The following is a 26,768-nucleotide window of genomic DNA, read 5'->3' on the forward strand; positions in this document are numbered from 1 at the left end:
GTCAGGATGCCTTGGCCAGCCAGAGGGTGAAAGGTTCTTTCTCGACCGCGTTCCAGGGGGTCCCGGCCGCTGGGTTCTGCTTGCCCACCACCAGCCCGCTGCCCTTGAGCGAGGGCACCACGCCCTTGGATGCCAGGATCTCGGAGGCCTTGCGCAGCGGCAGGCCCACCAGGTTGGGCACCTCGGCGCCGTTGACCGAAAGGTTCATGGGCGGGAAGGCCACTCCCAGCACCTCGGCCACGTCCGGGGCCGAGCCGGTGGGGCCCTGGGCCTGGGAACGGGCGGCCGGGGCCGGGCGCTGCTCCTGGGCCAGCTTCACGGATTCGGGCATGCGGCCCAGGTAGGAGAGGCTCTTGATGGCCACTTCCCGCACGGCGGGCGCGGCGACCACGCCGCCATAATGGTTGGGCTCGGGTTCGTCCACCATGACGAGGATCATGTATTCCGGGTCCACGGCGGGGATGAAGCCCACGAAATCCGCCAGGTACTTGTCGCCGTAGCCGCCTGTGGCCTTGGCCTTCTGGGCGGTGCCGGTCTTGCCGCCGAGCTCCAGCCCGTCGATGTGCGCCTTGACGCCGGTGCCCTTCTCCTCCTCCACGACCTCGCGCATCATCTGCTGCACGGTCCTGGCGACCTGCGGGTCGAACACGCGGACTTCGGGCCAGTAGGCGTTGTCCTGCACGGGGTCGAGCACCAGCCGCAGGGGCTTGCGCACGCCGTTGTTGGCGACGATGTGGAAGGCCTGGGCCAGCTGCACCGGGGTGACGCCGATGCCCTGGCCGAAGGAGTTGGTGGCCAGGTCCAGCTTGCTCCAGGCCGAGAGGGGACGCAGCAGGCCCTTGGCCTCGCCGGGCAGGGGCAGGCCCGTGGGCTGGCCGAAGCCGACCTTCTCGAAGTAGGCGTGCAGCCGGGGCGCGCCCAGGTCCATGCCGATCTTTGCCGCGCCGATGTTGGAGGACCAGCGCAGGATCTTGTTCACTGGCAGCACGTCGTAGGGGTGGGTGTCGCGGATGGTGGCGATGTTATGGAAGTTCCACTGCCCCTTTTCGCAGTTGTACGTGGTCTCGGGGCGGACCACCTTCTCCTGCAGCGCGGCCGCGATCAGGATGGGCTTCATGGTGGAGCCGGGCTCCAGCACGTCCAAAGCCAGGCGGTTGCGCGCGGCCTTGGGGTCGGAGTCGGACCCGCCGTTGGGGTTGAAGAAGGGGTAGTTGGCCCAGGCCAGGATCTCCGCGCTCTTGACGTGCACCACGATACAGGTGCCGGCCTTGGCCTTGTTGTCCACCACGGCCTTGGCCAGGGCCTCCTCGGCGAAGAACTGGATCTGGGAGTCGATGGAGAGGCGCACGTCCGCACCGTCGGCGTTGGCCATCTCGCGGCCCTGGGCGTCCAGGTAGAGCCTGCGGCCCGAGGCGTCGCGCTGGACCACGTACTTGGCCTTCTTGCCGGCGAGCTGGGGCTCGAAAAATTTCTCCAGGCCCTCAAGGCCCTGGTCGTCGTAGCCCACGAAGCCCAGCAGCTGCCCGGCCATCTGCTTGTTGGGGTAGGAGCGGCCGTACTCCGTGGCCAGGGTCACGCCGGGGATGTTCAGGGCCTTGACCTGCGCGGCGGCGCGGTCGTTCACGCGGCGGGCCAGGTACACGAAGTTGGAGTGGCTGGTGAGCTTGCGCAGGATGTCCTTAGGGGGCACGCCGAAGATCTTGGCCAGGGCGTTGGCGGCCTCCTCGGGGTTCTTGACCTCCTTGGGCACGGCGGAGACGGCCACGAACTCCACGGACTTGGCCAGCAGCTGGCCGTTGCGGTCCAGGATGACGCCGCGCTTGCCCCTGTCATACTCGGAGGCCATGTGCTGGCGCAGGGCCTGCTCCGCCAGCTGTGGCCCCTGCACGATCTGCAGGAAACCCGCCCGGACCCAGAGGCTGGCCCAGAACAAAAAGAACACGCCGCCAACGAACATGAGTCGCATGCGGCTGAAGTCGCGGATCTGTTTCTGTGCGCGGCTCACGTACTCTTCTTCCTCTTGGCGTCCTGCTCGGGGCCTGCGGGGCCGGCCACCTTGCTGCGGGGGGCCTTCTTCATCACCTTGGAGGGCGGGCAGTCCTCGGGCTTCTTCTTGGCGACCTTCTCCGGGGCCGGGGGAGCGGCCTTGATCACCGGGGAGGCCAGCTCCTCGCCGGCGGCGCCCAGGCGCCTGATCTGGCCGGGGCGGGCCTGGGTCAGGCCGTACTGGGAGGCCAGCACGCGCAGCCGCTCCGGGGTGAGCATGGTGTTGCGCTCCACCTCCAGCTTGGAGATGAGCGACTCCTGGGCCACGATCTCGGTCTGGAGGCGCTTGAGCTCGTAGGCCATGTCCACGCGCTCGATGTTCACCCAGGTCAAGCCCAGGCCCAGCGCCAGGAAGACGAGCACCGAAAAGGCCATGGTGATGGCCCATTCCTTGGTGACGCCGGTCTTCACTTGGCCTCCTGGGCGGGCAGCCTTTCCGCCACGCGCAGCTTGGCGCTGCGGGCCCTTGGGTTGGCGGCGGCCTCCTCGGGGGAGGCCATGAGGGGCTTCTTGGTCAGGATGCGCAGACGTGGGGCGTGGCCGCAGGTGCACAGCGGCTGACGGGGCGGGCACAGACAGCTGGAGGCTTCGCGCCGGAAGGCCTGCTTCACCAGGCGGTCTTCCAGGGAGTGGAAGGAGATGACGGCCACGCGGCCGCCGGGATGCAGGGAGTCCACGATCCTGTCCAGAAAATCCTTCAATTCGTCGAGTTCATGGTTCACGGCCATGCGCAGCGCCTGAAAGGTGCGCGTGGCTGGATGGTTGCGGGCGTTGGCCCTCCACTTGGGCGGGTAGGCCCGCTCCACCAGCTTGGCCAGCTCCAGGGTGGTCTCGATGGGCTTCCTGGCGCGCTCGGCCTCGATGGCCCGGGCGATGCGCCCGGCCTGGGGCTCCTCGCCGTATTCGCGGATGAGGTCGCGCAGGCGCTCGAAATTCCATTTGTTCACGATATTCGCGGCAGGCTCGGAGCCGTCGGCCACGCTCATGCGCATGTCCAGCGGGCCGTCGGCCACGAAGCTGAAGCCGCGTTCGGCCTCGTCCAGTTGGGGGGACGAAACGCCGACGTCGGCCAGGGCGGCGTCCACGCCGTCCCAGCCGATCTCTTCCAGGGCCTGGGGGAACTGCGAAAAGCGCATCTGCCGCGCCGTGACCTTGCCGGGGTAGCCCGACAGGTTCTCGGTGGCGCGGTTGATGGCGGATTCGTCGCGGTCCAGCCCCAGAATCTCCAAGTCGCCTCCCGTCCTGGCCAGCATGGCCAGGGAATGGCCGCCCAGCCCCAGGGTGGCGTCCAGGACGCGCATCCCGGGACGGAGGTTCAGGAGATCGCACACCTCCCGCACGAGGACGGGGGCGTGCCGGGGGTCGTGTTCCACGATGTCCCCCGGTATCTAGAGATGCAGCTCGAACCCGGCGTCCGCGAGGGTCGTCAGGTCGGCGTCGAGGTTGTCTTCGGTCTCCTTGCGCATGGACTCGAAGGTGGCTTTGTCCCAGATCTCGAATTTGTCCACCATGCCCGCCAGGATGCAGTCCTTGTCGAGCTTGGCATAGCTGCGTAAGTAGGGCGGCACGAGGATGCGGCCCTGCTTGTCCAGCTCGACCTCAACCGCTCCGGCGATGATGAAGCGCTGGATTTTGCGCAGGGTGGTGTTGAGCACGTTGACGCGCTTGAAGCCCTCCTCGATGGAGGCCCACTGCGGAAGGGTGTAGCCGACCACGCAGCCGTCGAAGTTGGTGAGCATGAGCCTGCCCTCCGGGGAATGCCTGAAGACCTCCTCCCGGTAATCGGGAGGCAGCATCAGACGCCCCTTGGGGTCGAGATTTCGTTCGGAGTGTCCTCTGAACATTCAGGCCCTCACACAACTCACCACTTTTTACCACTCTCTTCCACTTGCCTCTCAAACAATCCCCCCTTTATGTCAAGTTAAAAGGAAAATTCTCAAAGCGTTGCTTCGCGCCGCTAACTATCGCAACACCTCAACAACGCGTGATATTTGAAGAATCGGCGTTGAAGACCCCTCGGAAAGGGTCAAAAAACGTCCCCGGATGGTCCCACTCTGGGCAGGCGCCGATTCCCACCCGGAGGGGGCATCTCCCACTTCGGCGCGATTTTACCACCCGGACTCACTGCCGGGCTTCGGACGGGCCGCGCCGCGAACGGATGGGGGGAGAGAGGGTGGCCTGAGGGGCTGTCCGCGACACGCCGCGGACGCCGCGCCAGGCGCCCCGACCGTCGCAAAACCGGTTGTAATGCTTGTAATAGCGAACCGGGCAGGGTAGGTGTACCGGCAAGCCGAGGGATTATGCGCGGCGACCCACAACCCACCCTATCCACATGAGCGAGAAGCGCCTGAACAAAGAGATGGAGGATCTGGAAGAGGAATACTACCAGATCAGCCCGGACATTCTGCTCAGCTTCAACAAGTTCCGCCCTCCCCTGAACATCTTCAGGCTCAAGGAGGACGTCGTCCGGCTGGTACCTTTCTATAAGGTAGGGGAGCGCCTGAGCAAGGAGAAGGGGGAGGAGCTGGAGAACCTGGTCCAGCTGGGCCTCATCTTCGTCTCCCGGGCGGACCACGCGGTCTACGTCAAGCACATCTCCTACCAGTTGGACCTGGTGCTCATGGACCGGCACCTCACCGAAAGCGAAACCGCCGACATCTTCCAGGCCGCCCTCACCCGGCGCATGGAGGAATTCATCGAGCAACCCGTGAAGGCCGTGGCCGACAAGCTCGTGGCCGACGTGCTGGTGCTCACCGAATACCTCTGGCAGGATGTGAACCGGGGCAAGGCCATCTCGCGCCGGGTGCACGCCAAGCACACCCTGGCCAACCACTCGGTCAACTGCGGTTTCGTGGGCCTGCAGCTCTTCCTGCAGACCGCGCCCGACATCAAGCAGGACCCCAAAGGCCGCCAGGCCCTGGACCGGCTGGCCCTCGGCCTGTTCCTGCACGACGCGGGCATGAGCAAGATTCCAGCCTTCCTGCGCGAGAAAACCCAGACCATCACGTCCGAGGAGCGCCAGAAGCTCCTCAAGCACCCGCTGCTGGGCATGGAGATGCTGGCCAAGCTCGACCTGCGCTTCCCCGAGGTGGAGCAGTGCGTGCTGCAACACCACGAACGCCTGGGCGGGACCGGCTACCCCCAGAAGCTCTCGGGCGGCGACCTGTCCATCCCGGGCCTGCTGACCGCCGTGGTGGATTCCTATTGCGCCATGATCACCGAGAGGCCCTACGCCAAGGCCATGCCCCCCAAGGCCGCCGCGGCCGCCCTGGGCGGGGACCCGAAATACGACCCGCGCTTCACCAAGCAGCTGGCCACCTACCTGATCAACACGAAGCAGATGTAGCCGGCCGCCGAGCGTGCATATCAATCAAAAGCCCGGGCCGGGGATGTGCGCGCACATCCCCGGCCCGGGCTTTTCAGCCACCCCAAGCCTGGGGAGCCGCCCTGAAATCAGTTTCGGATCAGCCTTCCTGGGAGTCTTCCCAGTCGAGCTGCATGAACACGTCCTCGGCGGCGATCACGCCCAGCACCTTGCCGCCCTCAAGCACCACGGCCCAGCGCCTGCGGGTGGAGAGCATGGACTCCAGCACCACGGCCAGGGGGTCCTGCGGCTTGACCACGGGCAGGTCGCGCTCCACCACCTCTCCGGCCCTGCGGGAGAAGCACTTGCGGCAGACCGTACGGAACTTGGACTCGAAGTCCTGCCCCTGGGTCAGCTTCAGGGAGTCGTCCAGGGCGCACTGCTCGGTGTAGAGCAGCAGCCACCAGGCCGTCACAGCGCCCTTGAACTCCCCGTCTTCGGAGAGCACCACGGCGCAGGCCCTTTCAGGGTGATCCTTCATGGCCTTGCGCAGCCTGAGCGCACCCTCGCGCAGGCTGTCGCTCTCGCGGATGGTGATGAAATCGGTGCGCATGACGTCCCAGGCGCGTTCGCGTAACAGCATGGATGGTCCTCGTGGGGTTTGCCGCGCTTTACCAACGGCGTTGCTTTTTGTAATCTTAATTGGTTGGCGGCTCCTTGAAAAGCCCCAGGACCACCCCCCCGTGAAAAACCGCTTAGTCGTATCAATCTCCGACATGAAGATCTCGCGCAGGCCGCGGGACATGCTTGTCACCCACTCGCTGGGCTCCTGCCTGGGCCTGGCGGCCTACGACCCCGCCGCGCGGGTGGGGGGGCTCATCCATTGCCTGCTTCCCCGCGCCGTTGGCCCCAACGTGGAGAACCCCTACATGTACGTCAACGTGGGGGTGCCGCTGATGATCCGCAAGCTGGCCTCCATGGGCTGCGCCAAGGAGGGCCTTGTTTTCAAGGCCGCTGGCTGCGGGCGGATGAATCTCATACAGAACCAGTTCGACACCGGCGCCCAGAACATGGCCATGCTCGAATCGCTCTTCACTAGGAACGGCGTTGTCCTGGCGGCCCAGGACGTCGGGGGCACCATCCCCCGAACGCTCATGCTGGATGTGGAAACAGGCAAAGTGACCATCACATCTCAGGGACAGGAGTGGGAAATATGACGTTGCGTGACCAGATCATCTCCCGCATGGAGCAGTTGCCCCAGATGCCCGCGCCAGTCATGCGGATCATGGCCTACCTCTCCAAACCCGACGCGGACCTTGGCGAACTGGCCACGGCCATCGAATACGACCCGGGGCTCACGGTGAACGTGCTGCGCATGGCGAACTCCAGCTTCTTCGGCGGCGCGGGCGGCATTACCACCGTGCGCGACGCCCTCTTCCGCCTGGGCACCCGCCGGGTGGTCCAGCTGGTGATCGCCTCGGGCGTGGCCCCCCGCACCCAGCCCGCGGTGGCGGGCTACAAGCTGAACGAGGGCGAGCTGCTGCGCCACAGCATCGCCGTGGGCACGGGCGCCGAGGTCCTCGCGCGGGAGCTGGGCCTGCGCGCGCCGGACTATACCTTCACAGCCGGGCTGCTGTGCACCATCGGCAAGATCGTGCTGGGCAAGTTCCTCGAGGTGGACGCGGACCAGCTGCTGGCCCTCTCCTACAACGAGAACATCCCCTTCGAGGAGGCCGAACGCAGGCTCCTGGGCATCGACCACGCCGAGCTTGGGGCCATGATGCTCAGGCGCTGGGAATTGCCCGCACCCATAGTCAACTGCGTGCGCTGGTACCTGGACCCCGCCGCGGCCCCGGCCGAGGAGCGCGACGATGCCCTGGACCTGATCCACGTTGGCCACGTCATGGCCACCATGGCCGGCATCGGCCAGGGGCTCGAAGGCATGCGCTCCACCGTCTGCCAGGAGTGCTTCGATCGCCTGAAGCTCACCCAGGACGCCATGATCGCCTCCATGGCGCAGGTGGTCAACGCCCTGGCCGAGATCGAGGTCATCCTGTCAAGAACTGGGGCCTGAGCCGTCAGGCGCCCTACCCGGCCACGGCCCGCAGGACGCCCGAGTCGTTGGGCCCCCTGAAGTCGAGCCGGGTCACGTCCGTGAAGCCCGCCGCCGCCAGCATGGCCCGCAGCTGCCCCTCGCTGTAGGACTGCCCGCCCTGCGTGCCCAGCAGCATGTTCAGCGAGAACAGCGCCGGAAACAGGGGGCCGTCCATGGCGTCGTCCAGCAGGAACTCGTGGATGAACAGCAGCCCGCCGGGCCTGAGCGCCCGCGCCGCCTTGGCGATGATCGTCCCGCACTCCTCCGGGGTCTGGGCGTGCAGGATCTGCGAGAGCCAGGCCACGTCGAATCCGCCGGGAATCTCATCTTCCAGATAATCCCCCGCGACGAAACCCACCCGGTCCCCAACGCCGTGGCGGGCGGCCACCTCCCGCGCGAAGGCCTCCGAGGTGGGCAGGTCGTACACGGTGGCCCTGAGCCCCGGGTTGGCCAGGCAGAAGTGCGCCGCGTAGGTGCCGGGGCCGCCGCCAAGGTCCAGCAGCGTGGCCGCGCCGCCCAGGTCCAGGCTTTTGGCCAGGCCCGGGGCGATTGCCGAGGCCAGGTTGTACATGCCCATCAGGAAGTCCTCGCGCCCTTCCTCCTTTGCGGAGTCTGAGCGGCGGATGGGCATGCCCGTGCGGACCGCCTCGGGCAGCCTGGCCCAGGAGGCCATCAGACGGTGGTGGTGGCGGATGATGAAGCCGATGTAGTCCGGAGAGGACTTCACCAGGTACCGCGCCGCCGCGCCTTGCAGAGAGTAGGCCTCTGCGTCCTTGTCCAGCAGCCCCATGGCGCACAGCGCGTCCAGGAGCATGCCCAGGGCCCGGGCGTCGCAACCCAGGCGGGCGGCGAGGGGGGCGGCGGCCAGAGGGCCTTCCGCCAGTGGGCTGAACACGTCGAGCATGGCCCCGGCGTGCAGGGCGCAGGTCTGCCAGTAGCACCCCGAGGCCTGCAGCAGGTCGCCCGGGCTGGTGTCGGAAAAGGCCATGTGTTGCCTCCATTTCACCCTGGGGGGAACTTCGTCGGCGGGTCCTGACATGACGGCGGGGGGCCAGGCCCCCCGCCGGATCGAAACCTCGTCTATTTCGCGGGAACCAGTTCCTTGCCGCAGGCGCACTTTCCGGGACTCTGGCTGACGTAGTTGCAGTCGCAACCCGCCCCGCAGCCACAGACATACTTTCCGGTCATGGGGAACGTCTCCTCCTCGCCCTTGACCTTGAAAATGGCATTGTCTCCTTCGATCCTGAGCACCTTCGACGGCACCATCTCCTTGTTGCACGTGCATTTCGCCGGTTTCATGGACATCGATTTGCAAGGACACGACGAGCCGCATCCGCACACGTAAACCGTATCGCCGACCTTCAGCGCAGGCTTCTGGCTTTCCGGCGCCGCCGCGAAAACGACCGTTGCCAAGGACATCAGGAAGATGACCGCCAGGCATGATACCAATTTTTTCACTTCGCACCTCCGGCTTGTTGGGGTTACCGGGCACGCCGACGCATCAGGACCTATTATTCATCATAAAACTTTATCTTCGCCCAAGTCGAATTGTCAACAGCACAGCGTGCCGTAGCGTTCCCGTTGCGTGCCAACCCGTTCCGCACCCAACATGCCGCATTATGGGGGAATCGCTCAAAACCGCACGGCGAATCAGCCGGGGCCGCAGGCGCCCCGCCCTCATGGCCTAGAGAACGGGCATCACGACCCGGCCCGCCCGCAGCCTCCAAATTCCCGACAGACTGAGTTGATTATTCGATTCGAGTTCACTACAGAATAGACCAAAGCTCCATTAGGAACCGGCGGAGCAGCAATCTTGCGGTGCGCGGCCCGGCTTGCTGCGTTCTGCCCCTCCCCCGGGGACATTGCCTGGGGGGATCAGGGCGGCCCGAAAACAACACCCGACAGCACGGAGGAGCGGAGATGACCATGAACAGACGCGGCTTCATCAAAACCGCCGGAGTGGGCGGCGCGCTGCTGCTCACCTACCCCGGGAGCGGCGTCCTCGCTGCCGCAGGCGCGGATCAGGGCTTCAGCTTCGTGCAGTTCGCGGACACCCACGTGGGCTACGCCAACCCCTCCGTCAACCCCGACGCCTCGGTGAGCCTGCGGAAGGGCGTGGACTGGGTGAACGCCATGACCCCCCCGCCGGACTTCGTGGTCTTCACCGGGGACCTGACCCACACCACGGACGACCCGCTGGAGCGCAGGCGCCGCTTGACCGAGTTCAAGCGCATCGCCGGCGGCCTCAAAGTCAAGTCGGTGTACTTCCTGCCGGGCGAGCACGACGCCGCGCTGGATTGGGGCGAGGCCTACAAGGAGATCCTGGGCAAGACCCACTACATGTTCCAGCACAAGGGCGTGCACTTCCTGGCCGTCGACAACGTCTCGGACCCGGCTGGCAGCGTGGGCGAGGCGCAACTGGCCTGGATCGCGGCGGAGCTCGCCCGCATCCCCAAGACCGACCCGCTGGTGGTGCTGACCCACAGGCCGCTCTTCGACCTCCTCCCCGAATGGGACTGGGCCACCAAGGACTCAGCCAAGGTGCTTGCCCTGTTGGAATCCCACCCCCACGTGACCGTGCTGTACGGGCACATCCACCAGGAGCACCACCAGCAGACCGGGCACATCGGCCAGCACGCGGGCATGAGCACGGCCTACCTGCTGCCCGCCCCCGGCTCGGTGCCCAAGAAGGCCCCCGTGCCCTGGGACGCCTCCGCGCCCTACAAGGGCATGGGCGCGAGGACCGTGCAGGCCGGCGTGACCAAGCCCGTCCCGACGTTCACCGAAAAGCCCATGGCGGGCATGTAGCCGTGCGGCGGCCATCCCTGCTGCGTTGTGCGGCGGCGCTGCTGCTGGCGTTCTGGGCCGCGCTGCCCGCCAGCCCCGCCTGGGCCCAGGGGACGGAGGAGGTGGTGCGGATCACCGCCAAGAGGTTCGACTTCGCCCCCGCCGAGATCGTGTTGACCAAGGGCAGGCCAGTGGTGCTGGAGCTGACCAGCGCGGACAGGCTCCACGGGTTCAAGTGCCCCGCCCTGGGCATCCGTGTGGATGTGGAGCCGGGCAAGGTGACGCGCGTGCCCCTGACGCCGGACAAGGCCGGGAGCTTCCCCTTCGTCTGCGACGTGTTCTGCGGCGAGGGGCACGACGAGATGTCCGGGGTGATCGTGGTCAAAGAGTGAGGAGCCCAGGGAGCTAGTCGAAGTCGGCCAGCAGCGCGCCCACGTGCACCTGCCCGAACAGCACCCAGGAGGAGTACTTGCTGCGGATGCGCCACAGGCCCTGCTGCAGCTGGTCCGAGGCGATGCCGTTGCGCAGGGCGGTGTAGGCTTCCAGGAAGGCGGCCAGGGAGTCGCAGACCTTGAGCAGATCGCCGTCCTTGGGGTCGTACTGGTCGGCGTTGTAGAAGGCCTGCAGTTCGTTCGCGCTCACCCGCTGCACTTCGCCGTCCAGGGTGGCGCAGGCCTGGAACTCCGAACCCACCGAGAGCCCCAGGAAGAAGGAGAGCCTGTCCACTAGGTCGGGGAAGCCGCCCCGGCGCAGCGGCTCCAGGATCACGCGCTCCAGCTCCAGCTCCTCGTATTCCTTGATGAGGTCGCCGATGGTCTCAACGGACTGCTTCACCGGGGAGATGATGTCGCGCGTGAGCAGCTCGGGCAGGTCGTGGAAGAGGCCGCCGAAGAAGTTGTTCTGGGCCCTGGCCGGGCAGGCCCCGATGGAGAGCGAGAAGAAGTAGGCGTAGCAGGCCACGATGAACATGTGCCCGAGCACCGAGGTCTCGGGGATGCGCGGCGTCTGGGACCAGCGCTTCTGGAAGCGCAGCTGCCCGCAGACCTGCGCGAAGTGCCCCACCGGGGTGCGGCCCTGGCCGAAGAGCCCCTCCAGCAGGTCGGAGACGCCCGCCAGGTCGGCGTTCTTCTTCAGGCCGTTGCGGAAGGATTCCTCGATGTCCATGAGTTCGGTGTCCTGCCGGTTCATGGACTTGATGAGGTTGTACTCCCAGCCGCTGGCGTAAAGGTGGGCGGCGCTGAGGATGCGCCTGTCCAGCGAGTCCTCCTCGGTGGAGCGCAGATACGCCTGGAGCCGGTCCCAGAAGGGCTCGCCCAAACTGCGCACGCGGGGCTCCAGTTCGGAGAAGACCCAGTCGGTAAGCTGGCGGTAGTGGGCGGGGTTGGCCTTGATGCGGTAGAAAATGGGCGGCTTGATGTCGGTGATGATCAGGCGGTAGAGGTAGTCGAAGATGCCGCCCTCCACTATGCGCGCGCCAAGCTCCACGCGCTCCTCGGCGGGCATGCCGCGCGTGTTGAGCAGAAAGAGCACCCAGGCCACCATCATCTTGTGGGCCTGCTTGTCCACCTCCATGAGCTCGGTCGGCCGGAGCTTGTCGTTCCAGCGCTGCATGGAGGAGCCGGTGAAGATAAGCTGCAGGAGGGACTTGCGCACGTTTGACATAGGATGTAGGTATCCTTCCCCCGCGGAAAGCTCAAGGCGGGAAAATCGAATAAAAGCCGTATTGGGTGTTGACACGGACGACGCAACTCCGTAAAGGACTCGTCTTCCCAGTCGCATGGAGGACATTTCGTCATGAAGACATATAGCCCGAGCAGCAAAGAAATCACCCGTGATTGGGTGATCGTGGACGCCTCCGAACAGGTGCTTGGCCGTTTGGCCAGCATGATCGCGGGCCGTCTGCGCGGCAAGCACAAACCCGAATTCGCCCCCCACATGGACGCGGGTGACTTCGTTGTCGTGGTCAACTGTGAAAAGGTGCAGGTGACCGGCCGCAAGCTCGACCAGAAGATGTACTACCGCCACAGCGGCTGGATCGGGGGCCTGAAAGAGACTGTCCTGAAGGACATGATGGCCACCAAGCCCGACCAGGTGCTGATCAAGGCCGTCAAGGGCATGCTTCCCAAGAACCGTCTGGGCCGCGCCATGCTCAAGAAGCTGAAGGTCTACGCCGGCAGCGAGCATCCCCACACCGCCCAGCAGCCCAAGCCCCTGGCCTAATTCACGGAGCAGAACATGAGCACCGACTTCTTCTACGGAACCGGCCGCCGGAAAACCGCCGTCGCCCGCACCCGCCTCGTCCCCGGCAACGGCCAGATCACAGTCAACGGCCGCGCCATCGATGAGTACTTCCCCCGCAGCGTGCTGCAGGGCATCATCCGTCAGCCCTTCGCCCTGACCAAGACCCTGGGCAAGTTCGACGTGAACGCCACCCTGGACGGCGGCGGCATGTCCGGCCAGGCCGAGGCTCTGCGCCACGGCATCTCCCGCGCCCTGCTGCAGGTCGACGCCGAGTTGCGCCCCGTGCTGAAAAAGGCCGGCCTGCTCACCCGCGACGCCCGCTCCAAGGAGCGTAAGAAGTACGGCCAGCGCGGCGCCCGCGCCAGGTTCCAGTACTCCAAGCGTTAATCGCTGGGGTCCATCGGATCACCAAGGGCTGCTCCTCCTGGAGCAGCCCTTTTTGTGCTGCTGTTTCCACAGCGCCCGCGCTTCTCTTCCTCCCCGCATCACGCTACAACCTTCCGGACAGGAGGGCCCATGGCATCCGACAAACCCACCCCCAAGCTCGTCTTCGCGGACAAGGCCGGCAACATTTATGACCACCCCGAGCTGGACATGCTCGTGCGGCGCGGCGACCAGCTTGGCCTGCCCCGCCCCGACGAGCTGACCCCCCTGCCCCCCGAGAGCGAGCTGTTCCTGCTGCCCGGGCGCTCAGCCCTGGGCTTCGACCCCGAATCCGGCGAGGTGGAGGAGATGGAGGAGCTGGCCGTGGCCGCCTTCGTCTCCCCGGGGCACACGGTCTCGGGCGTCACGGCCTACAAGGCGCGCCCAGGCGCGCCGGTGCTGCCGCTCTTCGCCTACGCCGCCGTGGGCTTCGCGGCCGGGCGCTTCTACGTCTGCGCCAAGCGCGTGGACCAGGACCAGCGCCAGGTGTTCAGCTCCGTGAAGAAGGACAGGATCACCAAAGGCGCGCGGATGCTCATGTCCCGCTTCCCCAAGAACCGCCTGCTGGGCCACCTCTCCAACTGCGCCCTGAACTACTGCTGCCCCGCGGCGCGCAACCTGGCCCTGGGCCGCTTCGAGGCCCCGCTGCCCACCTCCCAGGCCTGCAACGCCCGCTGCGTGGGCTGCCTGAGCCTGCAGGACGAGAGCAGCGGCTTCCCCTCCACCCAGAACCGCATCACCTTCCGCCCCACCCCGCAGGAGGTGGCCGAGGTGATGGCCGTGCACTCCGAGCGCGAGCCGCGCCCCATCCTGAGCTTCGGCCAGGGTTGCGAGGGTGAGCCCCTGACCGAGGCTCCCCTGCTGGCGGAAGCCACGCGCCTGTACCGGGCCGGGGGCGGCAAGGGCACGGTGAACGTGAACACCAACGGCAGCCGCCCCGAGGTGGTGGAGGAGCTCAAGGCCGCCGGGTTCGATTCCATGCGCGTGAGCATGGTCAGCGCGCGCAAGCCCCTCTACGAGGCCTACACCCGGCCCCAGGGCTACGCCTTCGAGCAGGTGGCCGAGACCGTGGCCCGCGCCAAGCAGGCCGGGTTGTGGGTGAGCCTGAACTTTCTGTACCACCCCGGGGTCAGCGACACCGAGGATGAACTGGAGGCCCTGGGCGCGCTCATCGAGGGCAGCCGCGCCGACTTCGTGCAGCTGCGCAACCTGAACCTGGACCCGGACGTATACAAGGGCGTGGTTACGGACAGCGGGGTGGGCTACGGGGCGAGCATGGGGCTGGCGCACTTCATGAAGCGGCTGCGCAAGCGCTGCCCGTGGCTCAAGTTCGGGTATTTCAACCCGTACCTTGTGGATGGGAAAATGCCGGGGTCGGAGCCCGCCGCCGGATAAGGGTCAGGGCGGGCATCACCCGGACGTCTCCGCCGCCGGGACGCCCCGTGTGAAGAAGGCGAGCTTGTCGGCCCGCCGCATGCGCTTGACGCGCAGCTCCAGGCGCAGGGCCTCGGCCCTGTCCGACGCGGGAACGGCGGCAACCAGCTCCACGGGCCTGCGGGACATGGTGTACTTCGCCCCGCCCGCGCGCAGCCCGTTGTGCTCGGCCAGCCTGCGCTCCACGTCGCGGGTGACGCCGCAGTAGAGCGTCCCGTCCGAGCAGCGCAGCAGATAGACGGCCCAGTCCATCGGGTTCACTCTCCCACTGAATTGCACAAGCGGCGCGGGGCCGCTCCATCATATCAAAAAGCCCCCGGCTCTCAGGGAACCGGGGGCTTTTCAATTCATGCGAGGTCAGGCGTTCAGCACGCGCCGCCTTCCGCAGGCACCTCGACCACCACGCGCTCGGAGTCAGGCCCAGCCAGCTTGACGATCTCGCCGATCTTCCAGGCCTGCTCGTGCAGGGCCTTGAGCCGGTTGAGCACGTCTTCCTCCAGGGCCTTGTCCACGACCATGACGTAGCCGACGCCGCAGTTGAAGGTCTGGAGCATCTCGCCCCAGCTCAGGCCGCCGGCCTCCTTGAGCCACTTGAACACGGGGGCCACGTGCCAGCCGGCCATGTTCAGGTGTGCGGCCACGCCGCGCGGCAGGATGCGGGGGATGTTCTCGTAGAAGCCGCCGCCCGTGATGTGGCACATGCCCTTGACCGGGAAATCCCGCAGGATGTTCAGCACGGACTTCACATAGATGCGCGTGGGGGCCAGCAGGGCCTCGGCCACGGTCTGTGAAGCGCCGGGCAGCAGGTCCGCGCCCGTGAGGCCGCTCTCGGCCAGCACCTTGCGGATCAGCGAGTAGCCGTTGGAGTGCGGCCCGGAGGAGGTGATGCCGATGACCGAATCCCCGATGCCGATGGAGGAGCCGTCCACGATCTTGGCGTTGTCCACTATGCCCACGCAGAAACCCGCCAGGTCGTAGTGGCCGGGGGGGTAGAAATCGGGCATCTCGGCGGTCTCGCCGCCCAGCAGGGCGCATCCCGCCTCGGAGCAGCCGTGGGCAACGCCCTTGATCACGCGCTCGGCAACAGCCACGTCGAGCTTGCCGGTGGCGAAATAGTCGAGGAAGAAAAGGGGCTTGGCGCCTTGCACCAGGATGTCGTTGACGCTCATGGCCACAAGGTCGATACCCACGGTGGAGTGGCCCTCGAACTCGAAGGAGAGCAGCAGCTTGGTGCCCACGCCGTCGGTGGAGGAAACGAGGACCGGCTCCTCCATGTTCTGAAGATCGAGTTTGAAAAGGCCGCCGAAACCGCCTATATCGGTGATGACACCCTTGTTGAACGTAGCTTGGGCCAGGGGTTTGATGCGGTCCACCAGATTCGAGGCGGCGACGATATCAACCCCGGCGCGGCGGTAGGCCTCGGCGCGGTCGCTCATGTCTGGAAAGCTCCTTTGCTCGTGATTGGCCTACCCTAAGCCTTCCGCCCCTGAAATTCAAGGAGGCGTTGCATGTTGCCGATGACAACCCCATCCCCCGGGCTCGCGGCCCGAACCATCACCCTCTGGCTGGCGCTCGCCGTCCTGCCGGCCCTCCACGGCCTCCCGCCCGCCTTCGCGCAGGGGGACGACGCCGGGGACCGCCCGCCCTCGACTTTCTCCACCTCGGACCAGCTGCGCATCGGCCAGGACGAACAGGGCGACAGCGTGATGAGCATCCCGCGCAATGCCCCCGCCCAGGACCAGGCCCCCCAGGTGGGGCCGATCTATGTCTATCCCCAGGTGAACACGCAGCCCTACGGCTACCTGCCGCCGGGGCAGCAGCAGCCCCGCCCCAACCCCAACCCGGCGCCAAGAGGACGGCCACAATGAACGCCACACACCCCGCCTCGCTCTGGAAGCCCATGGACGACGGCCGCGTGCACTGCAACCTGTGCTGCCACTTCTGCATCATCGCTCCAGGCGAGCGGGGCCTCTGCGGGGTGCGCACGAACAAGGACGGGGAACTGTTGACGCTGGTCTACGGCCTGGTGGCCGCTCTGAACATCGACCCGGTGGAAAAAAAGCCCCTCTACCACTTCCTCCCCGGCACAACCACGCTCTCCTTCGGCACCCCGGGCTGCAACCTGCGCTGCAGCTTCTGCCAGAACCACACGCTCTCGCAGCCGCCGCGCCACGGCTCGGCCATCAAGGGCCAGCCGGCCGAGCCCATGGCCCTTGCGGAGACCGCGCTCGATTCGGGGTGCAAGTCCGTCTCGTACACGTATTCCGAGCCCACCATATTTTTCGAGTTCGCGCGCGACACCGCCGTGGAGGCCAAGAAGCTCGGCTTGGCGAACATCCTGGTCTCCAACGGGTTCATGAGCCCGGCCTGCCTGGACGAACTGGGGCCCCTGGTGGACGCCGCCAACATCGACCTCAAGGCTTTCACCCCGGCCTTCTACGACACCGTCTGCGGAGGCAAGCTGGAGCCCGTGAAGAAGAACCTCGTGCGGATGCGCAAGCTGGGCTGGTGGCTCGAAGTCACCACCCTGATCATCCCGGGGCTCAACGACACCCCCGAGGAGCTCGGAAACCTGGCCCGCTTCATCGCCGAAGAGCTGGGCCCGCATACCCCCTGGCACATCTCCCGGTTCCACCCGGATTTCATGATGCCGAGCACCCCGCCCACTCCGCCCTCCACCATGGAGAACGCCTGGGACGTGGGCAGGCAGGCTGGGCTGGAGTACGTCTACATCGGCAACATGCCCGCGGGCTCCCACAACAACACGGTCTGCCACTCCTGCGGCAAGACGCTGCTGGAGCGCCGTGGCTTCTCCGTGGCGATGGTCGCGCTGGAGAACGGCCGCTGCAATGCGTGCGGGGCCACCGTGCCGGGCAGATTCGGCCTGGCCTGAGCGCGCCCTGAGCGCCCGTGGATGAAAAGATGTTCATAAACCGTTGCGCGCCTTGCTCCATTTCCTGGGGCCTGTTAGACGCTTGACCATGACAAATGATGAAGGTTGCGGTGTTTCCTCCTCCGCCACCTGTTTGAAGCCATCCTCCTTGTCGTTTGCGTGGGCCGCAAAAGCCCTGATTCTTGGCCTCCTCCTCCTTCCGGGATGTGCCAAGAAGACAGCCTGCCTGGTGGAGCAAGACCCTGCCACCCTGTCTTGCTCCCCCAACAGGCTTTTCGCCCTTCCCCAGAAAACCAACACCCTCGACGTCACTGCCATGGCCTATTCGGCCAAGAGCGTGGCCGGTTCCTCCCGGGCCAAGCCCCGGGCCGCCAACGGCACGCTGCTCACCGACGACGTCAACGCCATCGCCGTCTCGCCCGACCTGCTTGAAAGCCACGGCCTGCGCCTCGACCAGAAGATCCGTCTGAAGGGCCTGGGCGAGTTCGTGGTCATGGACCTGATGAATCCCAGGCACACCAAGACCATCGACATCTACTTCGGCAGCAACCACGCCGGCGCCCTGCGGTGGGGCAAGCGCGAGCTGACCATCTCCTGGGAATAGTTCCCTCCGCCCCGCGCCGCCCCGTGCGGGATGGCCGACACCTCGAGCCCCCCAACGCATCATTGCGACGCTCTCCGGGTTGCGGGTCCGTCCTCGCGGGATGGCCAACCCTGCGCGACCCTTGACGTATGACTGCGCTCATGCCTAGTGTACGCTACATTCGTAATATCAAGACTGTGCCGCGATGCTTAAAAAGGTGCGCATCTTCGACCTCCAGGTCGGCATGTATGTCGTCGATACAGGGCTCTCCTGGCTCGACCATCCCTATCTTTACGCTGAGGAAGGCCCGATCACGTCCGAAGAACATATTCGGGAGGTGCGCGCCGGAGGCTTTGCCGAGGCTTTCATAGAGACCGACAAGAACCTGCACAACGAGGCGTCGGCCCGCATCTACGACAGGACAGCCATCGAGAAGGCTGTCAACGAGGCACTGCGCGAAGGCGCCGGAAGCTTCCGCTGCAACAAGAACACTGTCCTTGCGGAGGAGTTGCAGGTGGCCATGGCCGTGCAGGGCAAGGCGCTGGCCGCCCTGGGCCGGGCCATGGAGGCCGTGGCCGCGGGCGCACCCATCGACCCCGGGCCGTGCCTCGAATCCGCCCGTGATATCGCGGCATCCGTCACCCGCAACCGCGACGCCCTCATCTGCCTGACCAAGCACCACGACGCGGGCAGCTACTCCGTGCGCCACGGGGTGGGCGTGGCCGTGGCGGCCGCCGCCTTCGGCGACTCCCTGGGCCTCTCGCGCAACCAGGTGACCGACCTGACCGTGGCCGGACTGCTGCACGACGTGGGCAAGGCCCTGACCCCGAGCGACCTGCTGGACAAGCCGGCCAAGCTCACCGACGAGGAGTACGCCAGGCTCAAGCGCCACCCCATGGAGAGCTGCTCCGTCATCTCCGGCTGCATGACCCTGCCCGAGCATGTGCTGCGCGGCATCGCGGAGCACCACGAGCGTCACGACGGCTCCGGCTACCCCCAGGGGCTCAAAGGGGCGGAGCAGTGCTTCCACGGCAGGCTGCTGGCCATCACCGACGTGTTCGACGCCCTGACCCAGGCCCGCCCCTACCGGGAGCGGCTCCTGCCGGACAGGGCGCTCTCCGTCATGTACTCCACGCGCGAGAAGGATTTCGGCCAGGCCCTGCTGGACCGCTTCATCAAGTGCCTGGGCATCTACCCCGCGGGCAGCCTGGTGCGCCTGAGCACCGGCGAGCACGCCGTGGTCTGCCAGTCCAACCCGGATACGCCCCTGCGCCCCAAGATCACCGTGGTCTTCGACCAGGACATGACCCCCATCCACCCCGTGAGCATGGACCTCTCCGGCAAGGACGGCCCCGCCCCCGCAACGCCCGTGAACATCGTGGGCATCGTCGACCCGAGGCCCCACGGCATCAGCGCCCGCCATCTGCTCTAGCCCGGCGCGGAGCCAAATCCCCAAGGAGCACACGGCATGGCCAAGAACGACGCGTCCGCCGAAGAACGCAACAAAATCATCGCGGAGCTGACCTCCCGCTTCACCTGGCCCATCGAAGAGGAGTTCATGCGGGAGCTCTTCGAGGTCATCTCGGACCCGGTGCGGCGAAAGCACGTGGTGTGCTGGCCGCGCGAGTCCTCCGGCCAGACGCCGGGCTTCGGGCGCTACCTGCACGAGATGGCCCACGCCCTGCTGGCCGAGCAGGTCCACCCCCAGTTCTCGCACCCCAGCTTCGCCCCCGGCACGGACCCAAACCTGCGAAACGCCTACCGCCCGCTCTTCGACGCCGCCCTGGATTGGTACGTCCAGGCCGTGCTCATGGAGATCGCCCCCAAAGCCCAGGGGGAGGACATCGACGCACGCTTCAAGCAATCGGCCTCCATCCTGCGCCAGGGCGGCGCCCTGCCCAGCCTGGAGTTCGTGCTGGATACCGGCCTGGCCCTGGCCTCCTTCCGCCACTGGCGGGGGCTTGAGGTGGATGCCCCCGGCAAGCTGGGCCAGATCGTCGAGAGCTTCGTCCGCACGGACCCCCGCAAGCCGACCCTCTTCGGGATGCACGGGCTGGTGCGCTCCCTCATGGCCGTTTTCGGCTCCCACCACACGGGCCTCGTGCACGACAAAGACTTCGAGCGCTGGCGCATCGACCCGGTGAAGAAAAGCTGATCCCCCCGCGCGGCAGGCGGTCAGGCCTGAGCTTTGGCCCGCTGCATTCGACCGCCCCCCCGCGCGCGGCAGGCGGGCCTCCCGGGCGTCCGGTACCATCGCCGGCCTCCAGGGGGCTCCGCGGCCGAATTGCCCGGCAATCATTCCCAAATGCTCCGGGAAATGTTACAGTCATCCCGACTGACCAGCCACCACATTGCGCCCAGGAACCCATGCATGCACCATCCCCCTGCAGGTAACCGGCATATAAAGCATTTCGCCTTATGGCCCGTCATTCTCATGGCATGCGCCACGATGGTCCTTTCCATCGCAAGACCCCCACGGGTTTATTCATTCCCCCTTTTGAGCAGCACCCTCACATTCATATTTCAGAGCCTGATACCGATTGCGACCGCCGTTGTCGCATCACGCACTTATCTCCGCACGGGTATGCCCGTCTTCCTGATCTTCGGCGGAGGGTTCCTTGTCTACGGCGTCGGCTGCACGCTCATCTCATGGGATTTCCTGCACTCCTTCTATGACGATCCGAACATCAGCGTAACGATCCACAACATCACCATATTCCTGACATCGCTGGCCTGCGCCTTGAGCGTCATCCTCACGATCAAGAAGAACGTCCTCACTGTGGAAACGCGGCGATGGCGGATAGCCAGCCTGGCCTGCGCCTACCCGGGGCTGGTCCTCCTTACTCTGCTCATCGAGCACGCCGCCCAGCAGGGAGCGTTCCCGCCTTTCTTCATCCAGGGGGAGGGGCCTACCCATCTGCGCGGGGTCATCCTCCTGTGCACGATCATCCTCCTGGCCTTCACGGGCTCGATGTCCATGCTCAGCCATGTGAGGACCGGGTTCGCCTTTCCCTACTGGTTCGGCCTGGGCATTCTGCTGTTCGTGATCGGCATATTCGGAATATTCTTCCAGACATCCCTGGGGAGCGCCCTGAACTGGACGTCCCGCTGCGCCCAGTTCCTTGGCGCGGCCTACTTCCTGTTCGCCATCCTGGCCGCGAGGCAGGAGGCCCAGCGCGGCGGCCTCGTGACGACCGACATGCTCCAGGCCCTGATTTCGGCGGAGCGCGAACGCGAGTTGGCCGAGAAACGTCTGCGCCTCAACGAGGAGCGCCTGCGCCTGGCCACCGAGACGGCCAACCTCGGCTATTTCGACTGGAACATCAGCACCGGGGACACCTACCTCTCCCCGCTGTGGAAGAAGCAGTTGGGTTACGCCGACGACGAGGTCCCCAACCGCTTTGAGGAATTCGAGAGCCGTCTGCACCCCGACGAGCGCCAGTCCGTGCTGGACCACGTCAATGGCTACCTGAGGCGGCCATATCCCGATTACGAGCTGGAATTCCGGCTCCGGCACCGCGACGGCTCATACCGGACCATCTACACGCGTGCGGTGTTGTTGCAGGATGGCCCCGGGTCGCCCCAGCGAATGATCGGCACGCACCTGGACATCACCGAGCGCAAGCTCATGGAGGACAAGCTGCGCGAGGCTATCGAGGCCTTGCAGAAAAGGGCGGCGGAAATCCACCAGCGCGAGCAGGAGTTCCGCGCCCTGGCCGAGAACGCCCCGGACATCATCGCCCGCTACGACAGGGAGCACCGCTATCTCTACGTGAACCCGGCCATAAGCCGCCTCAAGGGCCTGGCCGCCGAGGACCTCATGGGCAAGAGGGTGGGCTGCCGCATGAACATGCAGCAGCGCCAATGCCTGGAGGACGCCATCGACCGGGTGTTCGGCTCGGGCGCGGAGCACGTGACGGAATGGGCCTACGAAACTCAGGACGGATTGCGGCTCTACCAGGCCAGGTTCACCCCCGAGTTCTCCATGAGCGGGGAGGTCTCCTCCGTGCTGGAGATCGCGCGCGACGTCACCGAACTCAAGACCATGGAGTCGGACCTGCGCCGCGCCAAGGAGGCCGCCGAGGCCGCCAGCAGGGCCAAGAGCGACTTCCTGGCAAACATGAGCCACGAGATCCGCACGCCCATGAACGGCATCCTGGGCATGACGCTGCTGGCCCTCAAGCGCGACCTATCCCCCGACGTGCGCGAATACCTCCAACTGGTGCAGCAGTCGGGCAACTCCCTGCTGGACATCATCAACGACATCCTGGACCTCTCCAAGATCGAGGCCGGCAAGGTCGTGCTGAACGCCCAGCCCTTCGACCTGCTGGAGACCATAGAATCCACCCTCAAGCCCGTGGAGATCGCCGCCAGGGAGAAGGGGCTCCGCTTCAGCTTCTCCCACGGGCCGGACATCCCGGCCAAGGTCCTGGGCGACAGCGGGCGGCTGCGCCAGGTGCTGACCAACATCGTGGGCAACGCCCTCAAGTTCACCCCCAAGGGCTGCGTGAGCGTGAGCCTCGGCCTCGTCAACACCTCCGACTCGCTCAGGAAGCGCCTGCAGTTCGTGGTGGCGGACGAGGGCATCGGCATCCCCCCCGACAGGCTGGAGGCCATATTCGACAGCTTCGAGCAGCTTCACTCCTCCGCGCACATCAAGTACGGCGGCACCGGGCTCGGCCTGGCCATCGCCAAGAGGCTGGTGGAGATGATGAACGGGGCCATCTGGGTCACCAGCGAGCCCGGCAAGGGCAGCACCTTCTCCTTCACGGTGGAGCTTGAGCGCGTGTACGAGGAGGAGGCGCCCCCGGCGGACTCCTGCCAGCCCGTGGAGCCCACGCCCGCCCTGCATATACTCCTGGCGGAGGACAACCCCGTCAGCAGCCTGTTCGCCTGCCGCCTCCTGGAGGACTGGGGGCACACCGTGGACGTGGTGGAGGACGGCACGCAGGCCATCGAGCGGCTGCGGGCCGCCAACTACGACCTGGTGCTCATGGACGCGCTCATGCCCGAGATGAGCGGCGAGGAGGCCACGCAGCTGATCCGCTCCGGCAAGGCGGGCAACCCGAACGTGCCAATCATCGCCCTGACCGCCTTCGCGCTGCAGGGCGACAGGGAGCGATTCCTGGCCGCGGGCATGGACGACTACATCTCCAAGCCGCTGGATATGGACGAGTTCGCGCAGATGCTCAGGCGCGTCATCGGCTGCGATTGAGGTGCAGGGGGTGAAATTTCCTCGGGGAGGCGCTGCCTCCCCGAACCCCTCCGGCAGGGGAGTGACTCCCCTGCACCCCCAATCGCTTCGCACTCAAGCGCGACACTATCATCCGGGGCCGATAACAAAAAACCGGGAAGGCGAAGCCTTCCCGGTTTTTAATTGCGGGGTCCAGGGGGATCATCCCCCTGGCGGGGTTCGGGGCGGAGCCCCGTATCCTGTAAACAATCCCGCTCTCTGGCGGAGTTCGGGCGGAGCCCAGTATCCTGCAAACAATCCCGCTCTCTGGCGGGCGCGGCCGGAGTCCGGTATCCTGCGAACAATCCCGCTCTCAGGCGGAGTTCGGGGCAGCGCCCCGCCTTGCCGAAATCTCTCTTACTCCTTCCCCCGCAGCACCTGGAGCACCTCCACGTTGGCGGCCTGCCAGGCCGGGTAGGCCCCCGCGGCGATGCCCAACAGCGCCGACCCGGCAAGGGCCTGGGCGATGAGCCAGCCGTCGTAGACGTAGGGGAAGCCGCCCAGCGAATAGACCAGCGTCAGCAGGCCCAAGGCTGCGGCCACGCCGGCCGCGCCCCCGGCGGCGCTCATCATGCCGGATTCCAGCAGGAACTGGCGCATGATGTCGACCCTGCGCGCGCCCATGGCCCGGCGCACGCCGATCTCCAGCCGCCTGGCCCGCACCAGCAGGATCATGATGGAGAGGATGCCCAGCCCCCCCACCGCGAAGGAGAGCGTGGAGCTGATGATGCCCAGCACCTCCACCAGGTCCAGGGCCTGCTGCTTGAGCTGCATGGTGTCCTCGGCGGTGAGCACGGAGAAGTCCTCCTTCTTGCCGCCGGTGATATTGTGGCGCAGGCGCATGATCTCCGTGGCGGCCGTCTTGGTGCGCGCGAAGTCCGTGCCGTCGGCCATCTGCATGAACACCCCCGTGACCCAGGTCTGGTTGGCCATACGCCGCATGTAGGTGGAGAGCGGGACGAAGATCTGCTCGTCCTGGTCGGTGCCGGAGATGTCCGCGCCCTTCTCCTCCATGACGCCCACCACGACCAGTCCGGCCTTGAAGATGTAGACGACCTCGCCCACGGCCTTTTGCGGGTCGCCGAAGAGGCGCTGGGCGATCTTGAGCCCCAGCACCACCACCTTGGCGCGCTCGTTCTCCTCCTGCCAGGTGTAGAAGCGCCCAAGCTCCGGCTGGAAGGAGCGCACGGCCGGGTAGTCCGGCCAGGCGGCCACCAGCTGGGCCTGCACCGTGGTGTTGCCCTTGCGGATGGGCACCGTGCGCAGCACCAGGGGCACGGCCTTGACCACCCCCGGCAGCGAGCGGATCAGGGCCTGGGCGTCCTCAAGGGCGAAGGTGTTGGCCCCGCCGGGCGTGCGGGCCGCCCCGCCCCGCGTGAAGCGCACCTGCCCGGCCATCACGGCGAAGAGGTTGGGGCCGAGCTTCTCCACCTCGATCTCGGCCTGGCGCAGCATGGCCTTGGAGACGTGCCGCACCCCCGTGAGGGCCAGCGCGCCAAGAAAAACGCCCAGCATGGCCAAGGCCGTACGCAGCTTGTGCGTGGCCAGGGCCTGCAGGGCGATTTTTAAACTCAGGAGCATGTCGCTCCCATAGCGTCTACTTGCCGAACGGGCAATGCGGGAAGACGCAGCGCGCGCAATTCATGCAGAAGCCGCCGTGGCCCAGCGCCGCCAGGTCCGTCCGGGTGATCTCCTGCCCGGCCAGCACGCGCGGCAGCAGGATGTCCAGGCTGGTGACCTGATGGAACAGCGCGCATGCGGGCACCCCGATCACCGGCACGGTTCCGGCCCTGGCCAGCAGCAGCATGTTGCCGGGAAGCACGGGCATGCCGAACAGCTCGCCGCTCACGCCCGCGTCCTGAAGGCCCTTGCGGGTCAAGTCGCCGGGGTCCACGCTCATGCCCGCCGTGGTCAGGATCAGGTCGCAGCCATTTTGGAGCAGCTCGCGCGCGCCCGCGGCGATGGCCTCGGCGTCGTCCGGGGCGAAACGCACCTCGGCGAGCTCCGAGCCCAGGGCCTGAAGCTTGGCGGCGAGCACGGGGGCGAACTTGTCCTCGATGAGGCCCGTGAACACCTCGGTGCCGGTGATGAGCGCCCCGGCGCGCACGCGGCGCAGGGGGGCCACGTCCAGCAGCAGCGACCCGGAGCACAGGGCCAGGGCCTTGTCCAGCACGGCGCGGTCCAGGTGCAGGGGGATGGCCCGCACACCGCCCACGGCCTCCCCGGCCTTGACCAGGCTGCCGTGGTGGCGCACGGAGAGGGCCACGTCCGCCAGGGCGTTCAGGGCCTGCAGGCGCTCCACGTTCACGGTGAACAGGCCGTCGCGGGCGGCCAGCAGGGTGATCTTGCCCTCGCGCGGCGGGCCTGCGGGCTCCAGCGCGCCGCCCTGGCACAGCGCCTCGGACAGGGCCGTGGCGGCGGCGTCCTCGTGGACGAACCCTGTGCCGGGGGTGCCTTCGTCCTCCACGAAAACTTCCATGCGGCCCATGCGCTGCAGGCGGCAGAGGTCGCCGGAGGTGATGGTCTGGCCCCGCAGGAAGCTGGCCTCCTTGGAGACGCCGGGCTGGACCTCGGTCATGTCGTGCAGGGCGCGCCTGCCCACGGCCTCGTCCACTGGCACGGCGCGGGGCCTGGGCGCGGCCTCGGCACGCAGCACGGGCGAGCCGCCCAGGCAGCCCTTGCACAGCCCGCCGTGCTTGGCCGGATAGGCCTCCCCGCAGGCCGGGCAGACGGCTATGACGCCCTTGTGGTTCTTGCCCAGGTACGCGGCGGAGACCCGCGCCGGCCGCACCGTGAGGATGGACTCGCCGGCCTCGAAGATCTCGTCCTCCAGGGCCTTGGTGTCCTGCTCGGCCTTGGGTATGCGCTTGAGGAACCAGCCCGCGATCTCGGGATAGGGTCCCAGAAGCGCCGGGTCCACGTGGGCGCGGAAGCCCTCGCCGGTGTACTTGTCGTACAGCGTCAGGGCGTAGCGGCCCAGGTCCAGCACGCGCAGCCAGCCGTTGCCCACGGTGCAGGGAGTGAAGAGCTGCACCGCGTCCGGTAGGCAGGATGTGGTCTCGCAGGCGGCCTCGAAGAGCGTGCCCTCGGGCAGCCTGCGCCGCGCGGCGTCCACCATGAACCCGCCCACCAGCAGGCCGGGGGCGGCATAGTTGTGAAACCAGGTGATGCGCTCCACGTATTCAGCGCGGCTGAGGCCGCAGACCCGCCTATCCCGCGGCATCGCGCTTCTTCTCCTTGGGCTGGAAGGGTTCCACCGGCCAGGGGAAGGTCTCCCGGGCGCGGGCCAGGGCGTAGCGCTCCACGTCGTCGTGCCAGGCCTTGAAATCGACGGTCAGGCGCTTGCCCAGGGCGGTGAGCACGAAGCCCTTGTTGCCCGGGGTCTTCTCCACCAGGGGTTCGCCCACGATGGCCTCGCTGGCCTTGAGCCTGCCCCAGGCCGCCCGGTAGGACATGCCCATCACCTGGGCCGCCTTGTTGAGCGAGCCCGTCTCCTCGATGCGCATCAGCAGCTCCGCCCTGCCAAGGCCCAAGAGCATCCCCTCGGGGACCTCAAGCCAGGTGTGCAGGCGCAGCACGGCGTAGGGTGCGTCCATGGATCACCTTTTCCTTACAAAGCATGTATGCTAGGGCTAACATAACAGAAATGGCGGCACAAGACCATCGCCCCCCGAAGCCCGTGCGTTCATCACCTCGCGCCGGGGCGCGATCCCCCATTGACCACGCGCC

General features: G+C 66.7%; 27 protein-coding genes. 14 read left to right on the top strand and 13 right to left on the bottom strand.

All coding sequences use genetic code 11. The annotated features are described in order from the left end of the window. Nucleotide 1: 1 nt before the first annotated feature. From MLE18_RS06565 to mraZ, 4 genes are read right to left on the bottom strand one after another with little or no spacing between them, the layout of a single operon-like run. Complete coding sequence (locus tag MLE18_RS06565; protein WP_336605564.1) at nucleotides 2-2,005, bottom strand: penicillin-binding transpeptidase domain-containing protein; 2,004 nt, start codon at nucleotides 2,003-2,005, stop codon at nucleotides 2-4. Beyond that, on the bottom strand, nucleotides 2,002-2,457 hold the full coding sequence (locus tag MLE18_RS06570) for a hypothetical protein (RefSeq protein WP_243368492.1): 456 nt from the start codon (nucleotides 2,455-2,457) through the stop codon (nucleotides 2,002-2,004). Before MLE18_RS06570 ends, MLE18_RS06565 begins: the two co-directional genes overlap by 4 nt. Beyond that, on the bottom strand, nucleotides 2,454-3,419 hold the full coding sequence (gene rsmH, locus MLE18_RS06575; RefSeq protein ID WP_243368496.1) for a 16S rRNA (cytosine(1402)-N(4))-methyltransferase RsmH: 966 nt from the start codon (nucleotides 3,417-3,419) through the stop codon (nucleotides 2,454-2,456). The genes MLE18_RS06570 and rsmH overlap by 4 nt, the downstream gene beginning before the upstream one ends. Before the next feature lie 15 nt (nucleotides 3,420-3,434). Further along, nucleotides 3,435-3,842: a division/cell wall cluster transcriptional repressor MraZ gene (gene mraZ, locus MLE18_RS06580; protein ID WP_336605565.1), complete on the bottom strand. Its 408-nt coding sequence runs from the start codon at nucleotides 3,840-3,842 to the stop codon at nucleotides 3,435-3,437. Nucleotides 3,843-4,378: 536 nt separating this feature from the next. Here mraZ and MLE18_RS06585 point away from each other — a divergent pair. Then, nucleotides 4,379-5,392, top strand: a complete 1,014-nt coding sequence (locus tag MLE18_RS06585) for an HD-GYP domain-containing protein (RefSeq protein ID WP_243368500.1) — start codon at nucleotides 4,379-4,381, stop codon at nucleotides 5,390-5,392. Nucleotides 5,393-5,510: 118 nt separating this feature from the next. On the opposite strand, the gene MLE18_RS06590 is transcribed toward MLE18_RS06585, so the two are convergent. Then, nucleotides 5,511-5,993: a CBS domain-containing protein gene (locus MLE18_RS06590; protein WP_243368502.1), complete on the bottom strand. Its 483-nt coding sequence runs from the start codon at nucleotides 5,991-5,993 to the stop codon at nucleotides 5,511-5,513. A 100-nt stretch (nucleotides 5,994-6,093) separates the two neighbouring features. Here MLE18_RS06590 and MLE18_RS06595 point away from each other — a divergent pair, with 100 nt between their 5' ends. Further along, a complete protein-coding gene (locus tag MLE18_RS06595; RefSeq protein WP_336605566.1) occupies nucleotides 6,094-6,567 on the top strand; it encodes a chemotaxis protein CheD in 474 nt (157 codons plus the stop codon). Further along, a complete protein-coding gene (locus MLE18_RS06600) occupies nucleotides 6,564-7,424 on the top strand; it encodes an HDOD domain-containing protein (protein ID WP_243368504.1) in 861 nt (286 codons plus the stop codon). Before MLE18_RS06595 ends, MLE18_RS06600 begins: the two co-directional genes overlap by 4 nt. A gap of 13 nt (nucleotides 7,425-7,437) precedes the next feature. Here MLE18_RS06600 and MLE18_RS06605 read toward each other — a convergent pair whose 3' ends face one another. Next, complete coding sequence (locus MLE18_RS06605) at nucleotides 7,438-8,433, bottom strand: acetylserotonin O-methyltransferase (RefSeq protein ID WP_243368506.1); 996 nt, start codon at nucleotides 8,431-8,433, stop codon at nucleotides 7,438-7,440. Between the two features lie 92 nt (nucleotides 8,434-8,525). Further along, a complete protein-coding gene (locus tag MLE18_RS06610) occupies nucleotides 8,526-8,903 on the bottom strand; it encodes a hypothetical protein (RefSeq protein WP_243368508.1) in 378 nt (125 codons plus the stop codon). A 462-nt stretch (nucleotides 8,904-9,365) separates the two neighbouring features. Between MLE18_RS06610 and MLE18_RS06615 the strand changes: the two genes are divergently transcribed. Next, complete coding sequence (locus MLE18_RS06615) at nucleotides 9,366-10,253, top strand: metallophosphoesterase family protein (RefSeq protein ID WP_243368510.1); 888 nt, start codon at nucleotides 9,366-9,368, stop codon at nucleotides 10,251-10,253. A gap of 2 nt (nucleotides 10,254-10,255) precedes the next feature. Further along, nucleotides 10,256-10,624 carry a cupredoxin domain-containing protein gene (locus MLE18_RS06620; protein WP_243368513.1) on the top strand — a complete coding sequence of 123 codons (369 nt, stop codon included), beginning with the start codon at nucleotides 10,256-10,258 and terminating at the stop codon, nucleotides 10,622-10,624. 13 nt (nucleotides 10,625-10,637) lie between these two features. On the opposite strand, the gene MLE18_RS06625 is transcribed toward MLE18_RS06620, so the two are convergent. Next, a complete protein-coding gene (locus MLE18_RS06625; RefSeq protein ID WP_243368515.1) occupies nucleotides 10,638-11,894 on the bottom strand; it encodes an HD domain-containing protein in 1,257 nt (418 codons plus the stop codon). Between the two features lie 132 nt (nucleotides 11,895-12,026). On the opposite strand from MLE18_RS06625, the gene rplM reads away from it, so the two are divergent. From rplM to MLE18_RS06640, 3 genes are all read left to right on the top strand, one after another. After that, the gene (rplM, locus tag MLE18_RS06630) at nucleotides 12,027-12,452 is read left to right on the top strand and encodes a 50S ribosomal protein L13 (RefSeq protein WP_243368517.1); all 426 of its coding nucleotides are present in this window, start codon (nucleotides 12,027-12,029) and stop codon (nucleotides 12,450-12,452) included. Between the two features lie 15 nt (nucleotides 12,453-12,467). Then, on the top strand, nucleotides 12,468-12,860 hold the full coding sequence (gene rpsI, locus MLE18_RS06635; protein ID WP_243368519.1) for a 30S ribosomal protein S9: 393 nt from the start codon (nucleotides 12,468-12,470) through the stop codon (nucleotides 12,858-12,860). A gap of 129 nt (nucleotides 12,861-12,989) precedes the next feature. After that, nucleotides 12,990-14,291 (top strand): radical SAM family protein, encoded by a 1,302-nt coding sequence (locus tag MLE18_RS06640; protein WP_243368521.1) that lies wholly within the window; start codon nucleotides 12,990-12,992, stop codon nucleotides 14,289-14,291. A 15-nt stretch (nucleotides 14,292-14,306) separates the two neighbouring features. Here the strand turns inward: MLE18_RS06640 and MLE18_RS06645 are convergent, their stop codons facing one another. Both MLE18_RS06645 and purM read right to left on the bottom strand, forming a co-directional pair. Further along, a complete protein-coding gene (locus MLE18_RS06645; protein ID WP_243368523.1) occupies nucleotides 14,307-14,582 on the bottom strand; it encodes a GIY-YIG nuclease family protein in 276 nt (91 codons plus the stop codon). 113 nt (nucleotides 14,583-14,695) lie between these two features. Next, nucleotides 14,696-15,766 carry a phosphoribosylformylglycinamidine cyclo-ligase gene (gene purM, locus MLE18_RS06650; protein ID WP_243368525.1) on the bottom strand — a complete coding sequence of 357 codons (1,071 nt, stop codon included), beginning with the start codon at nucleotides 15,764-15,766 and terminating at the stop codon, nucleotides 14,696-14,698. Nucleotides 15,767-15,838: 72 nt separating this feature from the next. On the opposite strand from purM, the gene MLE18_RS06655 reads away from it, so the two are divergent. The 6 genes from MLE18_RS06655 to MLE18_RS06680 all read left to right on the top strand — a co-directional run bounded on the left by MLE18_RS06655 (nucleotide 15,839) and on the right by MLE18_RS06680 (nucleotide 23,021). Next, a complete protein-coding gene (locus MLE18_RS06655; RefSeq protein WP_243368527.1) occupies nucleotides 15,839-16,198 on the top strand; it encodes a hypothetical protein in 360 nt (119 codons plus the stop codon). Beyond that, nucleotides 16,195-17,223 (top strand): AmmeMemoRadiSam system radical SAM enzyme, encoded by a 1,029-nt coding sequence (amrS, locus tag MLE18_RS06660; protein ID WP_243368529.1) that lies wholly within the window; start codon nucleotides 16,195-16,197, stop codon nucleotides 17,221-17,223. The genes MLE18_RS06655 and amrS overlap by 4 nt, the downstream gene beginning before the upstream one ends. A gap of 229 nt (nucleotides 17,224-17,452) precedes the next feature. Next, nucleotides 17,453-17,827: an RlpA-like double-psi beta-barrel domain-containing protein gene (locus MLE18_RS06665; protein ID WP_243368531.1), complete on the top strand. Its 375-nt coding sequence runs from the start codon at nucleotides 17,453-17,455 to the stop codon at nucleotides 17,825-17,827. Nucleotides 17,828-18,011: 184 nt separating this feature from the next. Continuing rightward, on the top strand, nucleotides 18,012-19,238 hold the full coding sequence (locus tag MLE18_RS06670; protein ID WP_243368533.1) for a cyclic di-GMP phosphodiesterase: 1,227 nt from the start codon (nucleotides 18,012-18,014) through the stop codon (nucleotides 19,236-19,238). Nucleotides 19,239-19,274: 36 nt separating this feature from the next. Next, nucleotides 19,275-19,961: a hypothetical protein gene (locus MLE18_RS06675; RefSeq protein ID WP_243368535.1), complete on the top strand. Its 687-nt coding sequence runs from the start codon at nucleotides 19,275-19,277 to the stop codon at nucleotides 19,959-19,961. 429 nt (nucleotides 19,962-20,390) lie between these two features. Continuing rightward, the gene (locus tag MLE18_RS06680; protein WP_243368537.1) at nucleotides 20,391-23,021 is read left to right on the top strand and encodes an ATP-binding protein; all 2,631 of its coding nucleotides are present in this window, start codon (nucleotides 20,391-20,393) and stop codon (nucleotides 23,019-23,021) included. Nucleotides 23,022-23,396: 375 nt separating this feature from the next. Here MLE18_RS06680 and MLE18_RS06685 read toward each other — a convergent pair whose 3' ends face one another. Genes MLE18_RS06685 through MLE18_RS06695 form a run of 3 tightly spaced genes read right to left on the bottom strand, consistent with a single transcriptional unit; the run spans nucleotide 23,397 to nucleotide 26,635 of the window. Further along, the gene (locus tag MLE18_RS06685) at nucleotides 23,397-24,620 is read right to left on the bottom strand and encodes an ABC transporter permease (protein WP_243368539.1); all 1,224 of its coding nucleotides are present in this window, start codon (nucleotides 24,618-24,620) and stop codon (nucleotides 23,397-23,399) included. 16 nt (nucleotides 24,621-24,636) lie between these two features. Further along, nucleotides 24,637-26,262 (bottom strand): FmdE family protein, encoded by a 1,626-nt coding sequence (locus MLE18_RS06690; protein WP_243368541.1) that lies wholly within the window; start codon nucleotides 26,260-26,262, stop codon nucleotides 24,637-24,639. Beyond that, a complete protein-coding gene (locus MLE18_RS06695) occupies nucleotides 26,249-26,635 on the bottom strand; it encodes a winged helix-turn-helix domain-containing protein (RefSeq protein WP_243368543.1) in 387 nt (128 codons plus the stop codon). The genes MLE18_RS06690 and MLE18_RS06695 overlap by 14 nt, the downstream gene beginning before the upstream one ends. Nucleotides 26,636-26,768: the final 133 nt, after the last annotated feature.

Source organism: Fundidesulfovibrio soli (genome assembly GCF_022808695.1).
Lineage (GTDB): Bacteria > Desulfobacterota > Desulfovibrionia > Desulfovibrionales > Desulfovibrionaceae > Fundidesulfovibrio > Fundidesulfovibrio soli.